17 protein-coding genes and 1 riboswitch are annotated in these 16,337 nt (G+C 44.2%); of the genes, 8 read left to right on the plus strand and 9 right to left on the minus strand.

Annotated features, from left to right (window positions below; all coding sequences use genetic code 11):
• Positions 1-87 precede the first annotated feature (87 nt).
• Both AC3CIA_RS17325 and AC3CIA_RS17330 read right to left on the minus strand, forming a co-directional pair.
• On the minus strand, positions 88-702 hold the full coding sequence (locus AC3CIA_RS17325; RefSeq protein WP_488519352.1) for a DUF6198 family protein: 615 nt from the start codon (positions 700-702) through the stop codon (positions 88-90).
• A 460-nt stretch (positions 703-1,162) separates the two neighbouring features.
• Positions 1,163-1,312 (minus strand): hypothetical protein, encoded by a 150-nt coding sequence (locus AC3CIA_RS17330; protein ID WP_372204473.1) that lies wholly within the window; start codon positions 1,310-1,312, stop codon positions 1,163-1,165.
• 29 nt (positions 1,313-1,341) lie between these two features.
• Between AC3CIA_RS17330 and AC3CIA_RS17335 the strand changes: the two genes are divergently transcribed.
• From AC3CIA_RS17335 to AC3CIA_RS17345, 3 genes are all read left to right on the plus strand, one after another.
• Positions 1,342-2,547, plus strand: coding sequence for an MFS transporter (locus tag AC3CIA_RS17335; RefSeq protein WP_488519353.1), 1,206 nt, complete (start codon positions 1,342-1,344; stop codon positions 2,545-2,547).
• A 225-nt stretch (positions 2,548-2,772) separates the two neighbouring features.
• Positions 2,773-3,498 (plus strand): sulfite exporter TauE/SafE family protein, encoded by a 726-nt coding sequence (locus AC3CIA_RS17340; RefSeq protein ID WP_017075912.1) that lies wholly within the window; start codon positions 2,773-2,775, stop codon positions 3,496-3,498.
• Positions 3,499-3,568: 70 nt separating this feature from the next.
• Entirely contained in the window at positions 3,569-3,931 is a 363-nt protein-coding gene (locus AC3CIA_RS17345) for an MmcQ/YjbR family DNA-binding protein (protein ID WP_054546295.1), read from the plus strand.
• 52 nt (positions 3,932-3,983) lie between these two features.
• On the opposite strand, the gene AC3CIA_RS17350 is transcribed toward AC3CIA_RS17345, so the two are convergent.
• Entirely contained in the window at positions 3,984-4,730 is a 747-nt protein-coding gene (locus AC3CIA_RS17350; protein WP_065206288.1) for a phosphatase PAP2 family protein, read from the minus strand.
• 386 nt (positions 4,731-5,116) lie between these two features.
• A riboswitch (FMN riboswitch) is annotated at positions 5,117-5,267 on the plus strand.
• A gap of 185 nt (positions 5,268-5,452) precedes the next feature.
• On the opposite strand from AC3CIA_RS17350, the gene ribB reads away from it, so the two are divergent.
• The gene (gene ribB, locus AC3CIA_RS17355; RefSeq protein WP_004733029.1) at positions 5,453-6,109 is read left to right on the plus strand and encodes a 3,4-dihydroxy-2-butanone-4-phosphate synthase; all 657 of its coding nucleotides are present in this window, start codon (positions 5,453-5,455) and stop codon (positions 6,107-6,109) included.
• A gap of 381 nt (positions 6,110-6,490) precedes the next feature.
• Positions 6,491-7,339, plus strand: coding sequence for a hypothetical protein (locus AC3CIA_RS17360; protein ID WP_488519354.1), 849 nt, complete (start codon positions 6,491-6,493; stop codon positions 7,337-7,339).
• Positions 7,340-7,476: 137 nt separating this feature from the next.
• On the opposite strand, the gene AC3CIA_RS17365 is transcribed toward AC3CIA_RS17360, so the two are convergent.
• Positions 7,477-8,373, minus strand: a complete 897-nt coding sequence (locus AC3CIA_RS17365; RefSeq protein ID WP_488519355.1) for a LysR family transcriptional regulator — start codon at positions 8,371-8,373, stop codon at positions 7,477-7,479.
• Between the two features lie 162 nt (positions 8,374-8,535).
• On the opposite strand from AC3CIA_RS17365, the gene AC3CIA_RS17370 reads away from it, so the two are divergent.
• A complete protein-coding gene (locus AC3CIA_RS17370) occupies positions 8,536-9,174 on the plus strand; it encodes an NAD(P)-dependent oxidoreductase (RefSeq protein ID WP_171309254.1) in 639 nt (212 codons plus the stop codon).
• A 78-nt stretch (positions 9,175-9,252) separates the two neighbouring features.
• On the opposite strand, the gene AC3CIA_RS17375 is transcribed toward AC3CIA_RS17370, so the two are convergent.
• Together AC3CIA_RS17375 and AC3CIA_RS17380 are read right to left on the minus strand one after the other, a co-directional pair.
• Positions 9,253-9,906 (minus strand): cupin domain-containing protein, encoded by a 654-nt coding sequence (locus AC3CIA_RS17375; RefSeq protein WP_488519356.1) that lies wholly within the window; start codon positions 9,904-9,906, stop codon positions 9,253-9,255.
• A gap of 135 nt (positions 9,907-10,041) precedes the next feature.
• Positions 10,042-10,809: an SDR family NAD(P)-dependent oxidoreductase gene (locus tag AC3CIA_RS17380; RefSeq protein WP_054546287.1), complete on the minus strand. Its 768-nt coding sequence runs from the start codon at positions 10,807-10,809 to the stop codon at positions 10,042-10,044.
• A gap of 105 nt (positions 10,810-10,914) precedes the next feature.
• On the opposite strand from AC3CIA_RS17380, the gene AC3CIA_RS17385 reads away from it, so the two are divergent.
• Positions 10,915-11,253, plus strand: coding sequence for a winged helix-turn-helix transcriptional regulator (locus AC3CIA_RS17385; RefSeq protein WP_004733017.1), 339 nt, complete (start codon positions 10,915-10,917; stop codon positions 11,251-11,253).
• 53 nt (positions 11,254-11,306) lie between these two features.
• Here the strand turns inward: AC3CIA_RS17385 and AC3CIA_RS17390 are convergent, their stop codons facing one another.
• Positions 11,307-12,212 (minus strand): LysR family transcriptional regulator, encoded by a 906-nt coding sequence (locus AC3CIA_RS17390; RefSeq protein ID WP_488519357.1) that lies wholly within the window; start codon positions 12,210-12,212, stop codon positions 11,307-11,309.
• 251 nt (positions 12,213-12,463) lie between these two features.
• Between AC3CIA_RS17390 and AC3CIA_RS17395 the strand changes: the two genes are divergently transcribed.
• A complete protein-coding gene (locus AC3CIA_RS17395) occupies positions 12,464-13,183 on the plus strand; it encodes an SDR family oxidoreductase (protein WP_004733012.1) in 720 nt (239 codons plus the stop codon).
• 109 nt (positions 13,184-13,292) lie between these two features.
• Here AC3CIA_RS17395 and AC3CIA_RS17400 read toward each other — a convergent pair whose 3' ends face one another.
• Together AC3CIA_RS17400 and ompW are read right to left on the minus strand one after the other, a co-directional pair.
• Positions 13,293-15,119 carry a choice-of-anchor I family protein gene (locus AC3CIA_RS17400; RefSeq protein ID WP_488519358.1) on the minus strand — a complete coding sequence of 609 codons (1,827 nt, stop codon included), beginning with the start codon at positions 15,117-15,119 and terminating at the stop codon, positions 13,293-13,295.
• 202 nt (positions 15,120-15,321) lie between these two features.
• The gene (ompW, locus tag AC3CIA_RS17405; protein ID WP_004733008.1) at positions 15,322-15,963 is read right to left on the minus strand and encodes an outer membrane protein OmpW; all 642 of its coding nucleotides are present in this window, start codon (positions 15,961-15,963) and stop codon (positions 15,322-15,324) included.
• Between the last annotated feature and the right edge of the window lie 374 nt (positions 15,964-16,337).

The raw sequence follows: 16,337 nt of genomic DNA on the forward strand, positions 1-16,337 counted from the left end.
TGGCTTTGTTGTTTTCAGAATCTGTAAATCACTCTTTACTTAAACAAATCTAGAGCTTAAGCGAACCTAGTGCTTGAGCGAACCGAACTATGCTGCTTCCGCTTTTACCACAGGTTGATAGCGCCCTGGCTTATGGTTCATTGCTAGAATCAAGTTGGTGACGATTGCACCCAGTACAGACAACAGAACCAATGACATATCAACAATAAACAGTGAAAGCACAACAATCGTACAGTCTAATGCCATCTGAACCTTGCCCGCGCGAATCCCAAAACGTTCTTGTAAGAACAGTGCCAGAATGTTGAAACCACCTAAGCTCATCTTATGACGAAAGATCACCAGCATGCCGGTACCAATCAAGCCACCACCGATTAAAGCTGCATACAGTGCATGAATTTCGGCAATCTGAATCACGTGATACAAATGGTCCACAGCGAACGAAACAATCGAAACCGCGATAAAGGTATTGATGGTAAAACGCCAGCCCATACGAGCAACCGACAAAATATAGAAAGGTAAGTTGAGCGCGAAGAACACTTGACCAAAACTTAGGTCTGTTACTTTGGTAATGAAGATCGCTAGACCAGCCGTGCCTCCGGTGAGCAAACCGACTTGATTGAAAAAGATAACGCCAAGTGAAACCAGTGCGCTACCTAAGAGCAGTGCCAATAAGTTTTCGCGAAGATTATGATCTTTATCCATGTGAATGACTCTCCCTGAATCTTTGAACATCGCGTTTCAGTAGTTTTGAAACGATTTACGCCCAAATTTACGATGTTTGACAGATAAGTCGAGTGAACGGCCAATGTTGCTTAGTGATTAGTTTGTATATTAGTTTTTACAGTTTTGTGAAATCTTCAATTAAACAGGTAGTTAAAAACCTGCAGCTAGGCTCTCATTATTAATTGCATGCTTCTATCGTTGAATGAGTGAGCTTCGAGTTTTCCTATTTATTGGTCACGTTTCGCCCTGATTCTAACGATGCTTAAATATATGCATAAAACGCATAGACTAAATCACAAAAGGTCATTTGATACATACACTACTCGTCATTATGATGCGCGACTTCTTACAACATTGAGCGCATGTAAACACCTTATGTTTTCACAATCTCTTTTTGCCCAGCTGGCCAGAATGACGCTATTTCTCGTCATTAGTTTGATTATTGTGCATCACAGTCAGCCATTGATTGATCTCTTGGCTCAGCATGCCGTGAGCAGTGGATGCCACCAGCAGTCAGCGCATGAGCATTCTGGGCACGAACATCACCATGATATGACTGACCAACACATGTCAGCGCAAGACCACTCACATCACCACCATTAATTTAAGAGTATTAGAATGAGCATTTTCCGTTTTCCTTTACTGGTATGGCTTGGGATCGGCACACTTATTATCAGTCTAGGGATCAGACAGTCATTCGGCATTTTCATGATGCCAATTTCAGAGCATTTCGGCACGGGGCGAGAGTTTTTCAGCTTCGCTATTGCTCTACAAAACCTGTTGTTCGGCGTGTTCCAACCTTTTGTGGGCATGGCCGCGGACAAATGGGGAGCAAGACGCATCATTATTGCTGGCGCATGTGCTTACGGTTTGGGTTTACTTCTTACCTCAATTTCTACCGAATCAAGCATGCTTTACGTTTCATTGGGCGCACTCGTTGGCCTTGGATTGAGTGCGACAAGCTATGTGATCGTGTTAGGTGCAGTAGCAAAAGTAGTACCTGCAGAGCACGCGGCTAAGGCATTTGGTTTAACCACAGCAGCAGGTTCGTTTGGCATGTTCGCTGTGATTCCAGGTGCACAATACATGTTGAACGAATTCGATTGGCAAAGTGCGATGCAAGTATTTGGCGTGCTTTGTTGTTTCATGATCTCTTTTGCCCTGTTTATGCGAGCGCCGAAGTCGGCAACCAATAAACAAGTAGAAGACACTCAGACACTAAAAGAAGCGCTGTCTGAAGCATTTGCGAACAAAAGTTATTGGTTAATTCACGCAGGCTTCTTCGTGTGTGGTTTCCACGTGATGTTCATTGCGACGCACTTACCGAGTTACTTAGCCGACAAAAACCTACCCGCGAGCAGTGCAGCAATGGCACTGGCTTATGTGGGTATTTTCAACATCTTCGGGTCTTATTTCTGGGGTGTGATGGGCGATAAGTTCAGCAAGCGTCATGTAATGTCGGCACTGTACTTAGTTCGTACTCTAGTTATTGGTGCGTTTGTGACTCTTCCAGTAACTGAATCAACGGCTGCTATCTTTGGTGCGGCGATTGGTTTCTGTTGGTTAGGAACGGTACCACTCACCTCTGGACTAGTTCGTCAGATCTTCGGTGCGCGTTACCTATCTACTCTGTACGGTTTGGTGTTCTTTACTCACCAAGTGGGTAGTTTCTTAGGCGCTTGGGTTGGTGGTCGTATTTACGATTACTACGGATCTTACGAGCCAATCTGGTGGTCAACAGTGATACTGGCATTTACGGCTGCGCTTATCCACTTACCAATTAATGACAAGCCTATTGAACGCCTGAAATTGGCAATGGCTTAACGTTTAACGCTGACTCCCCCATCAGCTAAAAACCAACAGTCATTCCAATAAAGAGAGTGAGTATTGAAGGATAACATCCTGAGGTATTCGCTCTCTTTTTCGTTGCCCGTTATATCGACAATAATAAAGGTCGATATTTGCATAAACCTCACTGAATAATAAGACTATTCTTTTCGTTTTAATTTATAGTATTCGTTAGCTCCTTTAAAATTAATCCGCAGGCTTATGGAATACATAGATCAGACAGTACTTATCGCGATGGCACTCATTTTTGTCGGCTCGTTTGTGCAAACCGCAATCGGCTTTGGCTTGGCTATTGTGGCAGCCCCACTGCTGTTTTTAGTCTCACCTGACTACGTACCCGCGCCTATCTGTCTCGTTGGCCTGTTCATTTCTATATTCAATGCGTTTAAACACCGAGCAAACATTTCTATCGGCGGATTAAAAATTGCACTGCTTGGACGCATTCCGGGGTCGATTGCAGGTGGTGCTTTGTTAGTGATGGTTTCAACGAGCGTGTTGTCTCTGTGGTTAGGCTTATTAGTAGTATTTGCGGTGATTGTCAGCTTGCTGCCGTTTAGGTTAGAGCCAACACCGACCAAGATGGGCATTGCTGGATTCTTCTCAGGATTCTTTGGCACCAGTTCAGGTATTGGTGGTCCACCAATGGCGTTACTACTTCAGCACCAAGATGCCAATCAACTTCGTGGTAACCTTTCTGCGTTTTTCGTGTTTAGTTCTATCATTTCATTACTGGTACAGATCCCAATTGGCTTCTTCACGATGCACCATTTGATTATCACAATCCCGTTGCTTCCTGCGGCTTGGTTGGGTTACAAAGTGGCGTTAATGACCACGCAAAGCATTCCAAAAGAGAAGATACGTATCGGTTCTTTATTGTTATGTTCTATCAGTGGCTTTACTGCTATCTGGCAGGGCTTAGCTGGCTAGTTCATAACGAAAACGCTGATAAAGAAATAAGCACAGTTCCAACACACCCATCTATTGAAAGGACACTCCTATGACATACGACGAGTTCAACGCATTCTGCGAGTCACTACCTGCCACCAGCTATGTGATGCAGTGGAATAACTCTCACGTTTGGAAAGTAGGTGGGAAGGTGTTTGCGATTGGTGGTTGGGGGCCTAACGATGAGCCTGCGTTTATCTTTAAGGCATCCGATCAGAACTTCGACTTTCTGAAAGAAGAACTGGGCTACAAACCCGCGCCCTACTTTGCTTCGCGCGGAATGAAGTGGATTCAGCTTTTTGAAAGCACATCAGAAAGGGATGAGGAGCTGAGATACTACCTCACTGAATCACACCGAATTGTTTCATTAGGGCTAACCAAAAAGAAACAAGCAGAACTAGGGCTCAATCAATAACGTTTATCACGTATTGCTAATCTGAGCCCTCTTTCGGAGTGAGGAAGGATCCTTAGGAAGTCTGTTTCAAAAATGCAGGTAAATAGCGTTCTATTTTTTGCTCTGAGATAAGCGGCACCAATAGATAGATAAGACCTGCAAAAGCGATAGATCCGGCTAAGTCTTCTGGGCGATGCATGCCAAGCCAAACTCGGCTGTAAGCGACACCACCAGCCCAAACCAGTAAACCACCAACCAAATAAAAACGCTTCGCTTCTAAAAACAATCCACCGAAGAACGCCAAACACACACCGACGAAAATCATGTGTCCAGATGGGAAAGAATAGTCAGTCTCACCCAACCAGTGGCGCGTTCGCCACTCACTCACCTTATCTTGCACAGATGCAATCGCTGCGTTCTTTTCTACCAGTGGCAGTTCATAAAACACTTCTGGCATTTCGACAACTTCTTGCGTCACCAAATACTCAGAATAAGGTCGAGGGCTTTCTGTTGAATGCTTTAAGAAGGTTTTAGCTGCAAAGCTAAGAACCAACAACAGGCCAAGCTGCAGACACAGGCTGACTAGCTTAGCTTTGGAAAACTTCATCGTGAGCAATGCCAGAGACAAAACAGCTAACGTTACCAAGAATCCTTGATTACCTGCTGAGTACGTCACGAACGTCATGAACGCACCATAGAAAGGCAAAACCGCACTTCCAAGGTCAAAGTTCGATCCAAAGATCAAAAAAGGTACGAGAGAATACAAACTTAGAACGAGAAGTAATAAGCCTTTGGATTTGTTAGAGAACAGAGAAGTCATGGCTAAGATCTTTTAGGTAAAGTGTCCGGATGCTATCGCAGCTTAGCAGCGCTAATATCAATTTTATGTCAAAACGGTCAGTAAGACGTCATGGTGTAACAATATTGAATTATTAAGCCACGTTAGCATTCATTTGATAAACATTTGCTTTGTCAACGATATGAATTCGACACACACTCATGTTCATAGACACATAAAAATCCTTTCAAACATCAAAATCTACGCGCAACTGTGTATGCAAACCAAGTGATGTCTGTTTCGTTGATAAAATGAGCACTTACCGCATTCAAAGAGCAGAATCTAAAAAACTTTGCTGTCAGTCCTTTAAATCCACTATTGAAAGGATTACCATCTGGTCTGCTTTCAAAGCAAAACAAATTATTAATTTTTATTCTCAGGGCGGGGCGAAATTCCCCACCGGCGGTATGTCCTTAGCAAAATCTAAAGATAAGCCCGCGAGCGCTCGATTCGTCGAGGTCAGCAGATCTGGTGAGATGCCAGAGCCGACGGTCATAGTCCGGATGAGAGAGAATGAAAACACACTCGTTTAAGTTGGAAAGGCATGCCCATTTATTGGGTTCATTCCTCCAACTTAGACGGGTGCATTTCGTTTTGGATAAAACCATAATGAGCTAAAGCCTCTTGTAATGAGTTAGCTTTGTCGTGCTCGGTTGAGATCCCTCATACAGCCCTGATTCTGGTGATATTTTAGGAGTTTAACCATGAATCAGTCTTCATTACTTGCCGAATTTGGCGAACCAATCACTCGCGTTGAAAACGCACTGCAAGCTCTACGCGAAGGTCGTGGCGTACTTTTACTTGACGATGAAGATCGCGAGAACGAAGGCGACATCATCTACTCAGTAGAACACCTAACCAATGCTCAAATGGCGCTTATGATCCGCGAATGCAGCGGCATTGTGTGCTTGTGTCTAACCGACGAGCAAGCAAATCAACTTGAACTTCCACCTATGGTTGTTGATAACAACAGCGCAAACCAAACTGCGTTTACCGTAACTATCGAAGCAAAAGTTGGTGTAACAACAGGTGTTTCTGCCGCTGACCGTGTAACAACGATCAAGACAGCTGCAAACCCAACAGCTAAACCTACTGACCTTGCTCGCCCTGGCCACGTATTCCCACTGCGTGCTCGCAAAGGTGGCGTACTTGCTCGCCGCGGTCACACAGAAGGCACTGTGGATCTTATGCAAATGGCAGGTCTTCAATCGGCAGGTGTACTGTGTGAAGTAACCAATCCAGACGGCACGATGGCAAAAGCGCCAGAGATCGTTGCTTTCGGTAAAATGCACAACATGCCAGTACTGACCATTGAAGATATGGTGATGTACCGCACTGAGTTCGACCTTAAGCTTGCGTAACGTTTAATCGTCAGTGTCCCGCGCTGGCGATAATTGGATCGCTAGTAAATATTGAAAGGCCTCACTTTTTAATGCTGTTTCTAGTTAATAGCATTAAAGAATGAGGCCTTTTTAATTTCCGTACTTTGACACGAGCTAGAGATTGATCGCCGAAGTGTCCCTACCTATCGAAACCTCCCCAGCCTAATCACAAGAAAAGCGTAACCTCTCAAAAAATCCTGCAAAATATGAGAAACATTCACTCGAATGGTGAAGTCATGCACCATCATTGATCATCCATAAACAAAGAAAAAACATAAACCACTGAAATATAACACTTATTGATTTTGGCACGGTGTCTGCACTACCACTAAGTAGGTATGCACATATTAGGAGTTAAATATGTTTGTAATTATTTCAGTTGGTTTATCCATAGCAGTACTTGCTGCCCTATTTCATTTTTCCAAAAAGAGACAAACGGCGCTATCACATAGGTTTGAAACCTTAGTTCTACTCAGAGAACTATTGCTGCTATCACGCAAACATCGCGCCGCAACGCATTATGCTCTTGGTTATAAGCTGTCTAGCGACTCGATTCGCAAAGTGAATGAGATTTACGACAACATACTTGAGGTGTCTGAACTGCTTCAATCTCATGTGTCGTTTGATAGCCGTCCTATGTATCGCATCTACCATCTAAAACTCATCGCAATGCACAGCGATTGGCAAAATCGTAGCTTGGTGCGTAACCAATCTATTCACGGTAAAACCATTCGCCACAGCATGTTCTTGATGGATGAAGTCATGATCATCTGGCTGATCCAATCTGAACGAGAAGACATGAGTAGCGAATACCATATGAATTGGCAACAGATCTTGGATTGCATGGAGATATTGACCAAGCTGAGAATGTGTATACCTGATATGGAGAAGCCAGAAGAGTATGCGAGATTCAAATTCTACGCCTCTCAGACACACAGAAAACTTAACCAATTATCAATTATCTGCCCTATAAGCAGTGGGTCACCGATTTGCACACGTGCGATGCATGCACTTACTGAGATCGCATCAAGTACCGAAGCAACTCAACCGGCAGATACCATGTACGAATTGACAAGCGATATATCAACCGTCGTTTCAAAAGTATACGACCAAGTATTGACGGACATTACCAGAAGCTTGTATCGACCTTTACCTGACATTAACGAAAAGGCGATAGACACCCGATTATCCGTACATCATTACATGTAAAGACTTCGTGAGAGGAGAGCGTGCTGGAACTCTGAATTATTGAGTTCAAATCCGATATCACCTTTGATATCGGATTTTTGTATTTATATGTTTATGCCTTGTGTACTTGTGTACTTGTGTACTTAAGATATATGACCTCAAACATCCCCAGACTTAATATCGTTAGACCAAGCTTCTGCTGCAAAATCAATGAACTGACGAACAATAGGAAGCTGATAACTGCGAGATAGATACACCGCCCAAAGTACGCTACTCGGTGAAACAAAATCATCCAAAACGCGTTTCAATTTACCATCCGCTATCAATGGATTCGCTAAGTCACAAGGTAAGCGAACTATCCCTTTTCCATGCTGCGCGGCGCGGGTTAACACCCCAACATCGTTGGCTTTAATAGTGCCAGACACCTCAACCGAATAATATTGGTTATCTTTCACGAAATCCCACTTCGTCACACTCAGATGACGAAAGCAATTATGTTGTCGAAGCGCTTCAACCGTTTGAGGTTCACCATGTTTGTCTAGGTAGTCTTGTGAGGCGCACACCACTGAATCAATTTCCATTAGCTTTCGGGCAATCAAGCTATCGTCAGGTTGGTCAGTATAACGGAGGGCAATATCGATTCTTTCATCCACTAGCTGCGCAAAACGGTCTGAGGCAAACAACTCGACCGTGATATTAGAGTGAAGCTCTGTGAATTGCTCGACCACATCCAACAGCATGTTTTGAGTTAAACCAATCGGCGCTGCAATTCGAATTACCCCTGAAAGATCGTCGGTTTGATTAAGTGAAGTGACTTCTAGCTCTGCGGTTTCATTGAGAATTTTTTCGCAACGTTGCAATGCGATTTCCCCTGCCGCCGTCAAACTCACCTTTCGAGTTGTTCTATGCAAAAGTCTTTGTTTTAGCCACGCTTCGATCTCTTGAACGTGGCGCGACACTTGTAATCGACTCATGTCCAAATGCTCTGCCGCTTGCGTAAAACTGGCACAATTTGCCACTTCGACAAAGCTGCGCATCGCCGTCAACCTATCCATCGCACTCTCCTTGAGCTGTTTAGCAGCTAACCGAATCTTATTAGATCACTATATAGATACAATCTACATCATTTTACGATATTTATCGCAACCTAGTAAGCTATTAGACTGCAATGGCTGTCGAGAAAACGACTCAATAAATTCGATAATTGGAGAGACATTATGAAAATTGCAGTATTAGGCGCATCAGGTTGGATTGGTAGTCACATCGCTCAAGAAGCTCAATCTCGTGGTCACGACGTGGTTGCTGTAGTAAGAGATGCAAGCAAAGTAGAAACCAAAGGTGTTGAAGTTCGTTCATTTGATTTACAAGATGAAGCAGCAAGCCTTACAACCGCGCTATCCGGCGTTGATGCAGTAATTACTTCGATTGGCGGACGTGCTCTAGGTAATCACGACATCGTAAAAAATACTGCGACTAAATTGTTAGCCGCATTACCAAGCCTTGGTATCGAGCGCCTACTTTGGGTTGGCGGTGCAGGCTCATTAGAAGTGGCGCCAAACGTACCGTTAGTTACCGTTCCGGACTTTCCAGCAGAGCATAAAAACGAAGCGCTAGCACAAGGTGAAGCTCTTGAAGTGTTCAAACAGTCTGATAGCCAGGTTAACTGGACGTTCATTAGCCCAGCGGCAGAAATCTTCCCGGGCGAGAAACTGTCGACCTACCGCACAGGCGGCGACCAATTACTCACCGACGAAGCTGGCAACAGCAAAATATCCGTCAGCGATTACGCTATCGCGATGATTGATGAACTAGAATCTGGCAAGTTCCCACGCCAACGTATTGGTGTCGCTTACTAGTCAGCTCATATATAAAAACTAAAAAAAGCCGCTTGTTCAAAACAATGCGGCTTTCTCATCTTTATATTGAGCATTCCTTTAACCCAATGGTAAGTGCCCCGTTTTCACGAGGATAACGGTCTCTTCTTCCACATATGGAAAATGCTCGCTCATATGCGGGCTGCGCATCCATGTGTGTTTTGGATACTCGCCATGTTCATCTTTAAAGGTGCCAGACAACACAAAGATCTCTTCACCGCCAAAGTGACGATGCGGCTGAAAACGTTCACCAACTGGCCACTTAACTAAAGCGACATGCTCGTGTTCGAATTCATGCAGTGGCATCACTTGTAAACCGCCGATACCTGCAAGCCATTCCGTTTCTAGAGTATTGATGCGAACTTGAGTTAAGTCTCTCGCATCAAACTGATTAAGCTTAACCAAGATCGTACAGCCATTTTTGCTTGATGGGGAGTGCGCGCTGCCCGGCGGATTACGGATATAAGTGCCTGCAGGGAAGTCTCCTGTTTCATCTGAGAACACACCCTCTAATACGAAGATCTCTTCGCCTTGTGGATGTGGGTGCTCAGAAAACGAAGATTCAGGATCGTACTTCACCACACTGGTCGTGTGCCCCGATTCTTTCTCTTCTCTTTCTAGCGGCTTACGCCATACCCCTTTAGCAGGGCTCGCGATCCAATCTAATGTCTCGGTTTCTATAACCAGTCTCTTTGAAAAGTCCATGTTGAACATAATGGCGACCTTACTCTTGTTATCGTTTTAATTATTATTGTTGTCTTTCTAGTTTCTATTCTACGCGAATACTCATCAAGGAGGCCATCTCGCTGCTATTTTGCCTACGCGACAGCCACCTGAAAAGAATCCTAATTAATTGCGGCCAGCAATCACACCGCCATCAACATCCCAGATTGCACCCGTTACCCAATCTGCACTGTCTGACAATAGAAAAGAGATGCTATTGGCGATGTCTTTCGGCAAACCTACTCGACCAATAGGGTGGAACGCGTTGAAGCCTTCTAACGCTTGATCCACTTCTTCAGGTTTAATGAAAGATTCGTAAATCGGCGTTTTAACCACTGCTGGAGACACGGCATTCACACGAATATTATGCTCAGCCAGTTCCATTGCCATGTGTTGGGTTAATGCGTGCAGGCCAGCTTTAGCCATTGAATAGGCAGAAGATGGCGTCGCTTTGATTGCTTGCTTACCCCACATAGAACCAACGTTAACTACGCTGCCACCGCCGTTCTTGATCATCAACTTGCTTATCGCTTGAGTGATGAAGAAAGTCGCTTTATTAAGCTGCATGTATTGCTCGTAATCAGATTCTTGGTGCTCAATAAACGCTTTAGGGTTGAAGTAACCCGCAGCATTTACAAGGTAACCAATACCTTCATCTAACGACTCAAGGTGTTCAATAAGGCGAGACACACTCGCATCATCATAAAGGTTAGCTTGCCAGCCTGAAGCGTGACCTAACGATTGCAATTCTGACACTGCTTTATCTAACTTAGTTGGGTTATTGCCGACAGCCAACACATGGATGTTCTGAGCGACTAATTGCTTCGCTGTTTCAAAGCCCATACCACTTGTGCCACCGATAATTACTGCAATACCATTTTTAGTGAAGTTCATTTTGTTATCTCCTAAGTCATGTGAACGTGGTAATCTTAGGCCTTGAACTAACACTATGAATAGTAAGTACAAATCGGTTAGGTAGGTACTTATTGGTACATCTTTATGAAAAATCAGGAAAACTTTTTTTCAAGAAAATCAGCACCAGAGCGCTCAGCTCGCATGGTAGAAACCATCTACGGCTGTAAATGGTCGCTAACGGTTTACCAATTACTGGCAAATGGCATTAATCGCCCTGGTGAAATGGTGCGCTCGGTCGAAGGGTTATCGACCAAGGTATTGAATGAATGCTTGAAGCGAAATGTGGAGTTTGGGATTTTAGATAAGCAAATGTTCAACGAACTGCCACCAAGAGTTGAGTATCAAGTAACACCCTTTGGTGAGAAGTTTTTACTGATTCTGGACCAGCTGGAAAACCTACAAAACGAAATCGACGAGATGTAAATTCGAGCCAGTCCAATTATTGCTAAAAGAAAGAGGAAGGTAGGCCGCGCCATTTAGCTGACTGGCATTTGCTCAAAGCGACCTTTTACAAAATCAATAAAGGTTCGAATTCGGCTCGGTTGATAGCGGTCTCGATGGTAGATCGCTGAAAAGTCGACCTTAGGCACCACCCATTCTTCAAATACTTGCAGCAGTTGCCCGTCGTTCAGTTCTTGCAAGCAATAGATGGTTGGTACACGAATAATTCCGTTGCCCGACTTCGCGCCCTGCACCAACACTCGCCCATTTTTACATTGCAGTCTGCCCGCCACATGCACGTCGACCGTTTTCTTAGTATCGTCCAGAGCTTGAAAACTCCACTTACGCACCGATCCCGTTAAGCAGTCATGGTGGATCAGATCTTTAGGATGACTTGGCTTTCCTTTACGAACGAAATACTCAGGGCTCGCGAGTGTTCCCATCTCGATGTCTAATAGCTTTCTTGCGATAAAGCCCGCGTCTTCTAAGCTTCCCATGCGAAAAGCGATATCGAAAGCGTCTTCAATCAGGTCGACTCGGTTACTACTGAAATCAAGGCTAATACTGATGTCTGGGTAAAGCTGCATAAACTCATTCACTAGATCCGCGATGATCACCTCACCAAGATAACCGCCGACACAGTTTACTTTTATGTCGCCACGCACTTCTTCGACATCATCAACCGCAGCAATCAGAGCTTGGTCTATATTATCTAAGGCTTGTTCACATCTCGCGTATAGATCTTGCCCTGCGTGCGTTAGCCTTAAAGTTCGAGTGGTGCGGATAAACAGGGTCACTCCCATCTGTTTTTCTAGGCTACTCACTTGGCGTGATACGTGGGAACGAGACACATCAAGCTCCTCCGCTGCTTTAGTGAAGTTACCTAAACGAGCGATAAGCACGAAAGAACGAATATCAGACAGGTTAATTTGATTGAGCATGGTCGCCAGCTTACTTGTGAAATTTAAAAAGTGATGAAGCTATAGAGTTATGACGCTATAAATCTATAAAGTGAGCATCTTTATTGTTGCACCACAGCAACAGTGTTTCAAGTAAAGAGCTATATATCAACAATGCTATTTTCCTTAATATACCTCCATCGCAACGAAGCAAGGCAACAAGCACTTGATTCGAATGCACTTAAACAACACGTCGTAGCCAACCGACGCAATAAAAGTACAGAGGAAATAAAATGAAAAAACTAATCGTAATTACAGGTGCAAGCTCTGGTATTGGTGAAGCAATCGCTCGTCGTCTAAGCGATGAAGGTCACCCTCTTCTACTTTTAGCTCGTCGTGTTGACCGCCTTGAAGCGTTGAACCTACCAAACTCACTATCAGTGAAAGTAGACGTAACAGACAAAGCGTCTTTTGACGCAGCAATCGCACAAGGTGAAGAGAAATTTGGCCCTGTAGACGCGCTTATCAACAACGCTGGTGCAATGCTTCTTGGTCAGATCGATACTCAAGACGCTCAAGAGTGGAAGACAATGTTCGATGTAAACGTGATTGGCCTTCTAAACGGCATGCAATCTGTACTTGCTCCGATGATGGAACGCAACACAGGTACTATCATCAACATCAGCTCTATCGCAGGTAAAAAAACATTCCCAAGCCACGCAGCTTACTGTGGTACTAAATTCGCGGTACACGCTATTTCTGAGAACGTTCGTGAAGAAGTGGCGGCATCAAATGTTCGTGTTACCACTATCGCACCGGGTGCTGTAGAAACAGAACTTCTGTCTCACACAACCTCTCAAGAGATCAAAGACGGTTACGATTCTTGGAAAGAAGACATGGGCGGCGTATTGGCAGCTGACGATATCGCTCGCGCTGTATCATTCGCTTACCAACAACCACAGAACGTATGTATCCGTGAAATTGCTCTAGCGCCAACTAAGCAACAGCCATAGAAACTAATTATCACGCATATATTTGTGATGCATAAATAGAAAGCGCCACTACTGATTAAGTAGTGGCGCTTTTGTTTTTATTGAGTCTAATTACAAGCAGTAACCGTGATTAAAACTCAACGCGATAAACTGATGTGCTGCCGCTCACTTCATTGCCGACCGCGATAAAGTGGTTACCAGAGCGAGTGAAATACTTGATTGACTCTGGGCCTAGCTCACCCGCTTTCGAGTTGTAAGTCTCGTTGTCGCAATCACCATCTTCATCAACCTTAGTGCACACAGGCTGAGTAAAGTCGCGGTTATTTAGATAGCTGATGAAACTTGCGTTCTTAGGCTGCGTTACGTCGTAAACCATAATGCCACCCTGGCGCTCAAGTCCAATAAAGGCATACTGCTTGCCGTTAATCTCAGCGACTTCAATAGCTTCAGGCTCTACCCCTTTATCATCACTGCGATCATCACCGCTCTGGTTGTTATCATTGGTGCTGTTGAAGTTTTCAGGATCTTGCTCAAGTACGATTCGAGCAAAATCATCACCGCTATCAAACACTAACTCGCCTGACTCATCCCAGATAGAGAACGAGCGGCTACCGAATGCTTGAACCTTTTGATCAGCAGCAAGTGTCCCTTGTGGCTTAATCACCTTAAGACGAGCAAGTTGCTTATTGTCTTTCAATGCACCAGCTAATGGGTGGTTAACATCAACGTCTAGCTTCTTGCCACGCACTTCATCGACATAAGCAATACAAAAGTCTTTTTCTGTGGTGTAGTTTTCGGTGCCTTGGTAATCGTCACCATCCCACTCAAAGCCTTTGTCATCACACATTTGTTGTGTCGTCTTGATGCCATATTCACGGCCATCACCTTCGTTCGCAGTCACAATGTAGGTGTTCCCATCAACACTGTAGCTCGTGATGCTGTCTGGCATGTAAAGGCCTTCTAACATTGCGTAGCTTTGTAGATTACCGATGTTTTTGTCTTTGTTTGACGCATCCAACTGAGCGGTATCCCAAGGCTTTCCACCTAATCCCAGAATCGCATCCACTTCTGCACTCTCGACGTCAATTGCTGCCAATGCATTGTTCTCTTGCAGGGCTACGTAAAGCTTTCCGTTATCAGCAAACGTTAGGTATTCCGGTTCAAGGTCTTGAGCAACGGTTGCATTAGGCGCCGAGATTCGAACCTTGTCGGTTAGTTCTGCATGGCGTGGCTGGCCTTGGTTAAATGCCTTAAAATCAATCTGCGTGACTTTCGCTTGCAAAGGACCATTGGTTAGATCCACCAACGTTACTGAACCTTCAGGGTCAATGCTGTAATCCGCATTCGGCTCACCTTCATTTGCAGAGGCAATATAGCGACCATCTTTCGAGAAGCTCACCATGTCCGGCAATGCACCAGCCGTATAAGTAGTGATCAGCTCTAACGTGTCTGAACGATAAAGTGCAATGATGCCGTTTTGTTGCTTGTCGGCGTTTTCAATCGCGACAGCAACTAAGCCCTGATGAGTCGATACACTGTTCGCAGCACCGATAGTAATACCAGAAGCCGCAGCGGCTGATTGAAGGTCGATAGAGCCCTCAGAGGTTGGTGCGCTGTCAGCGTTCATCGACAACACATCGACTTTCTGTGCTTGAGCGTTAACCACATAAAGCTTGTCGGTACATGAATCGTAGCTGACGATTTCGGCTGCAGAAGTATCAAACGGGGCGTCGGCAATAGCACGACCAACCAAACTGATTCCGGTTACCTCAGCATCACTCGCGATTGGCTGTTGGATGGATTGGCATTGAAGGCTAAAAGCATTAAGTGACGTTTGAGGTGATGTTGCAGTCGTTGATGGTGTTACCAACGTTGAAGTTGACTGAGAACACCCAACCAGAGCAGAACTTACCGCGATAGGCAGTAATAAAGTCAACTTATTAAATTTACGATTCATATATCCTCCATAATTAGAACCGCGATCATAGAGGGCTGTTATGACAGTTATCTTTCTCTTTTATTAACAATAAATGACGACAATCAGTTTGCTTTACCCATAATAACAGTAAGTTGGATTAAGCATTTAATTAACAAGCAAGCAAAAAAAAGCACCCAAGCTGGCTGGTGCTTGAGCGACTTTAATAAACTGATTAAATGGCTTAGAAGTTGTAACCACCACCGATCATGAATACCCATGGGTCGATATCAACGTCAGTTTTGAATGTATCTGTCGCAGTCTTGTATGTTGCTGTTGTTCCGATATCTGCGTACCAAACCGATGCATTTAAGAACCAATCTTCATTGATCATGTAATCCATACCAATGTTTGCAGCTAGACCCCAAGAGTCATCTAAAGACACATCCGTAAGGCCTGCGTTTTTGCCGTTAGCATTCAAGCTTTCATCGAAAAATACCGTGTAGTTGATACCCGCACCTACATAAGGACGGAAGTCACTGTTCGCTTGACCGAAGTAGTACTGAACCATAAACGTTGGTGGAAGGTGCTTGGTGTCAGCAACTTTACCTAGGCCATTAACAGAAATACTGTGAGAGAAAGGGCTCGCCGCTAGTACTTCAAAACTGATGTTGTCAGTGAACATGTAGCCGAAAGTAAGGCCTAGTTGAGTATCTGAATCTACTGAAAACTCTAGGTCTGGATTGTTAAGCACTGCGCCGCTGCTGTCGTTTGGAGATACCGTTGCTGCACCTGCACGGATGATGAAATCACCTTCTTTATGAGCAAGAACATTGGTTGACATAAGAGCCGCAATAACCGCAATACCACATACTGTTTTTTTCATTATAATTTCCTTTTGAGGGCTTAATTTTTATTGGTGAATGAGTAATCATTTCTTATTTTGCGTGCAAGGTAGCATATAATAACCCTACTTTATTGATGAGAATCAATTTGTGAAAGGTTATGATTATTTGTATAAATTTATATCGACCTGATCACTTTATTCCTTCATTTTATTGACAGTTTTGTAATGCAACTTTCCCGTGCGTCATCTTGTTAATTCACCCCCTCACTTTGCCCAGATCTCTTCGGATCAAAATAGAGCAAGCCAATATCTCGTACGCATCAATTTGGTGCAGTTCTACAAGAATCAATCTCACCTCGTTTAATATTCAATGAGTTACATTTGGCTTAGTGCTTGCAAGTCTATGTTCATAA

The organism is Vibrio sp. QJM3NY_27, assembly GCF_057785955.1.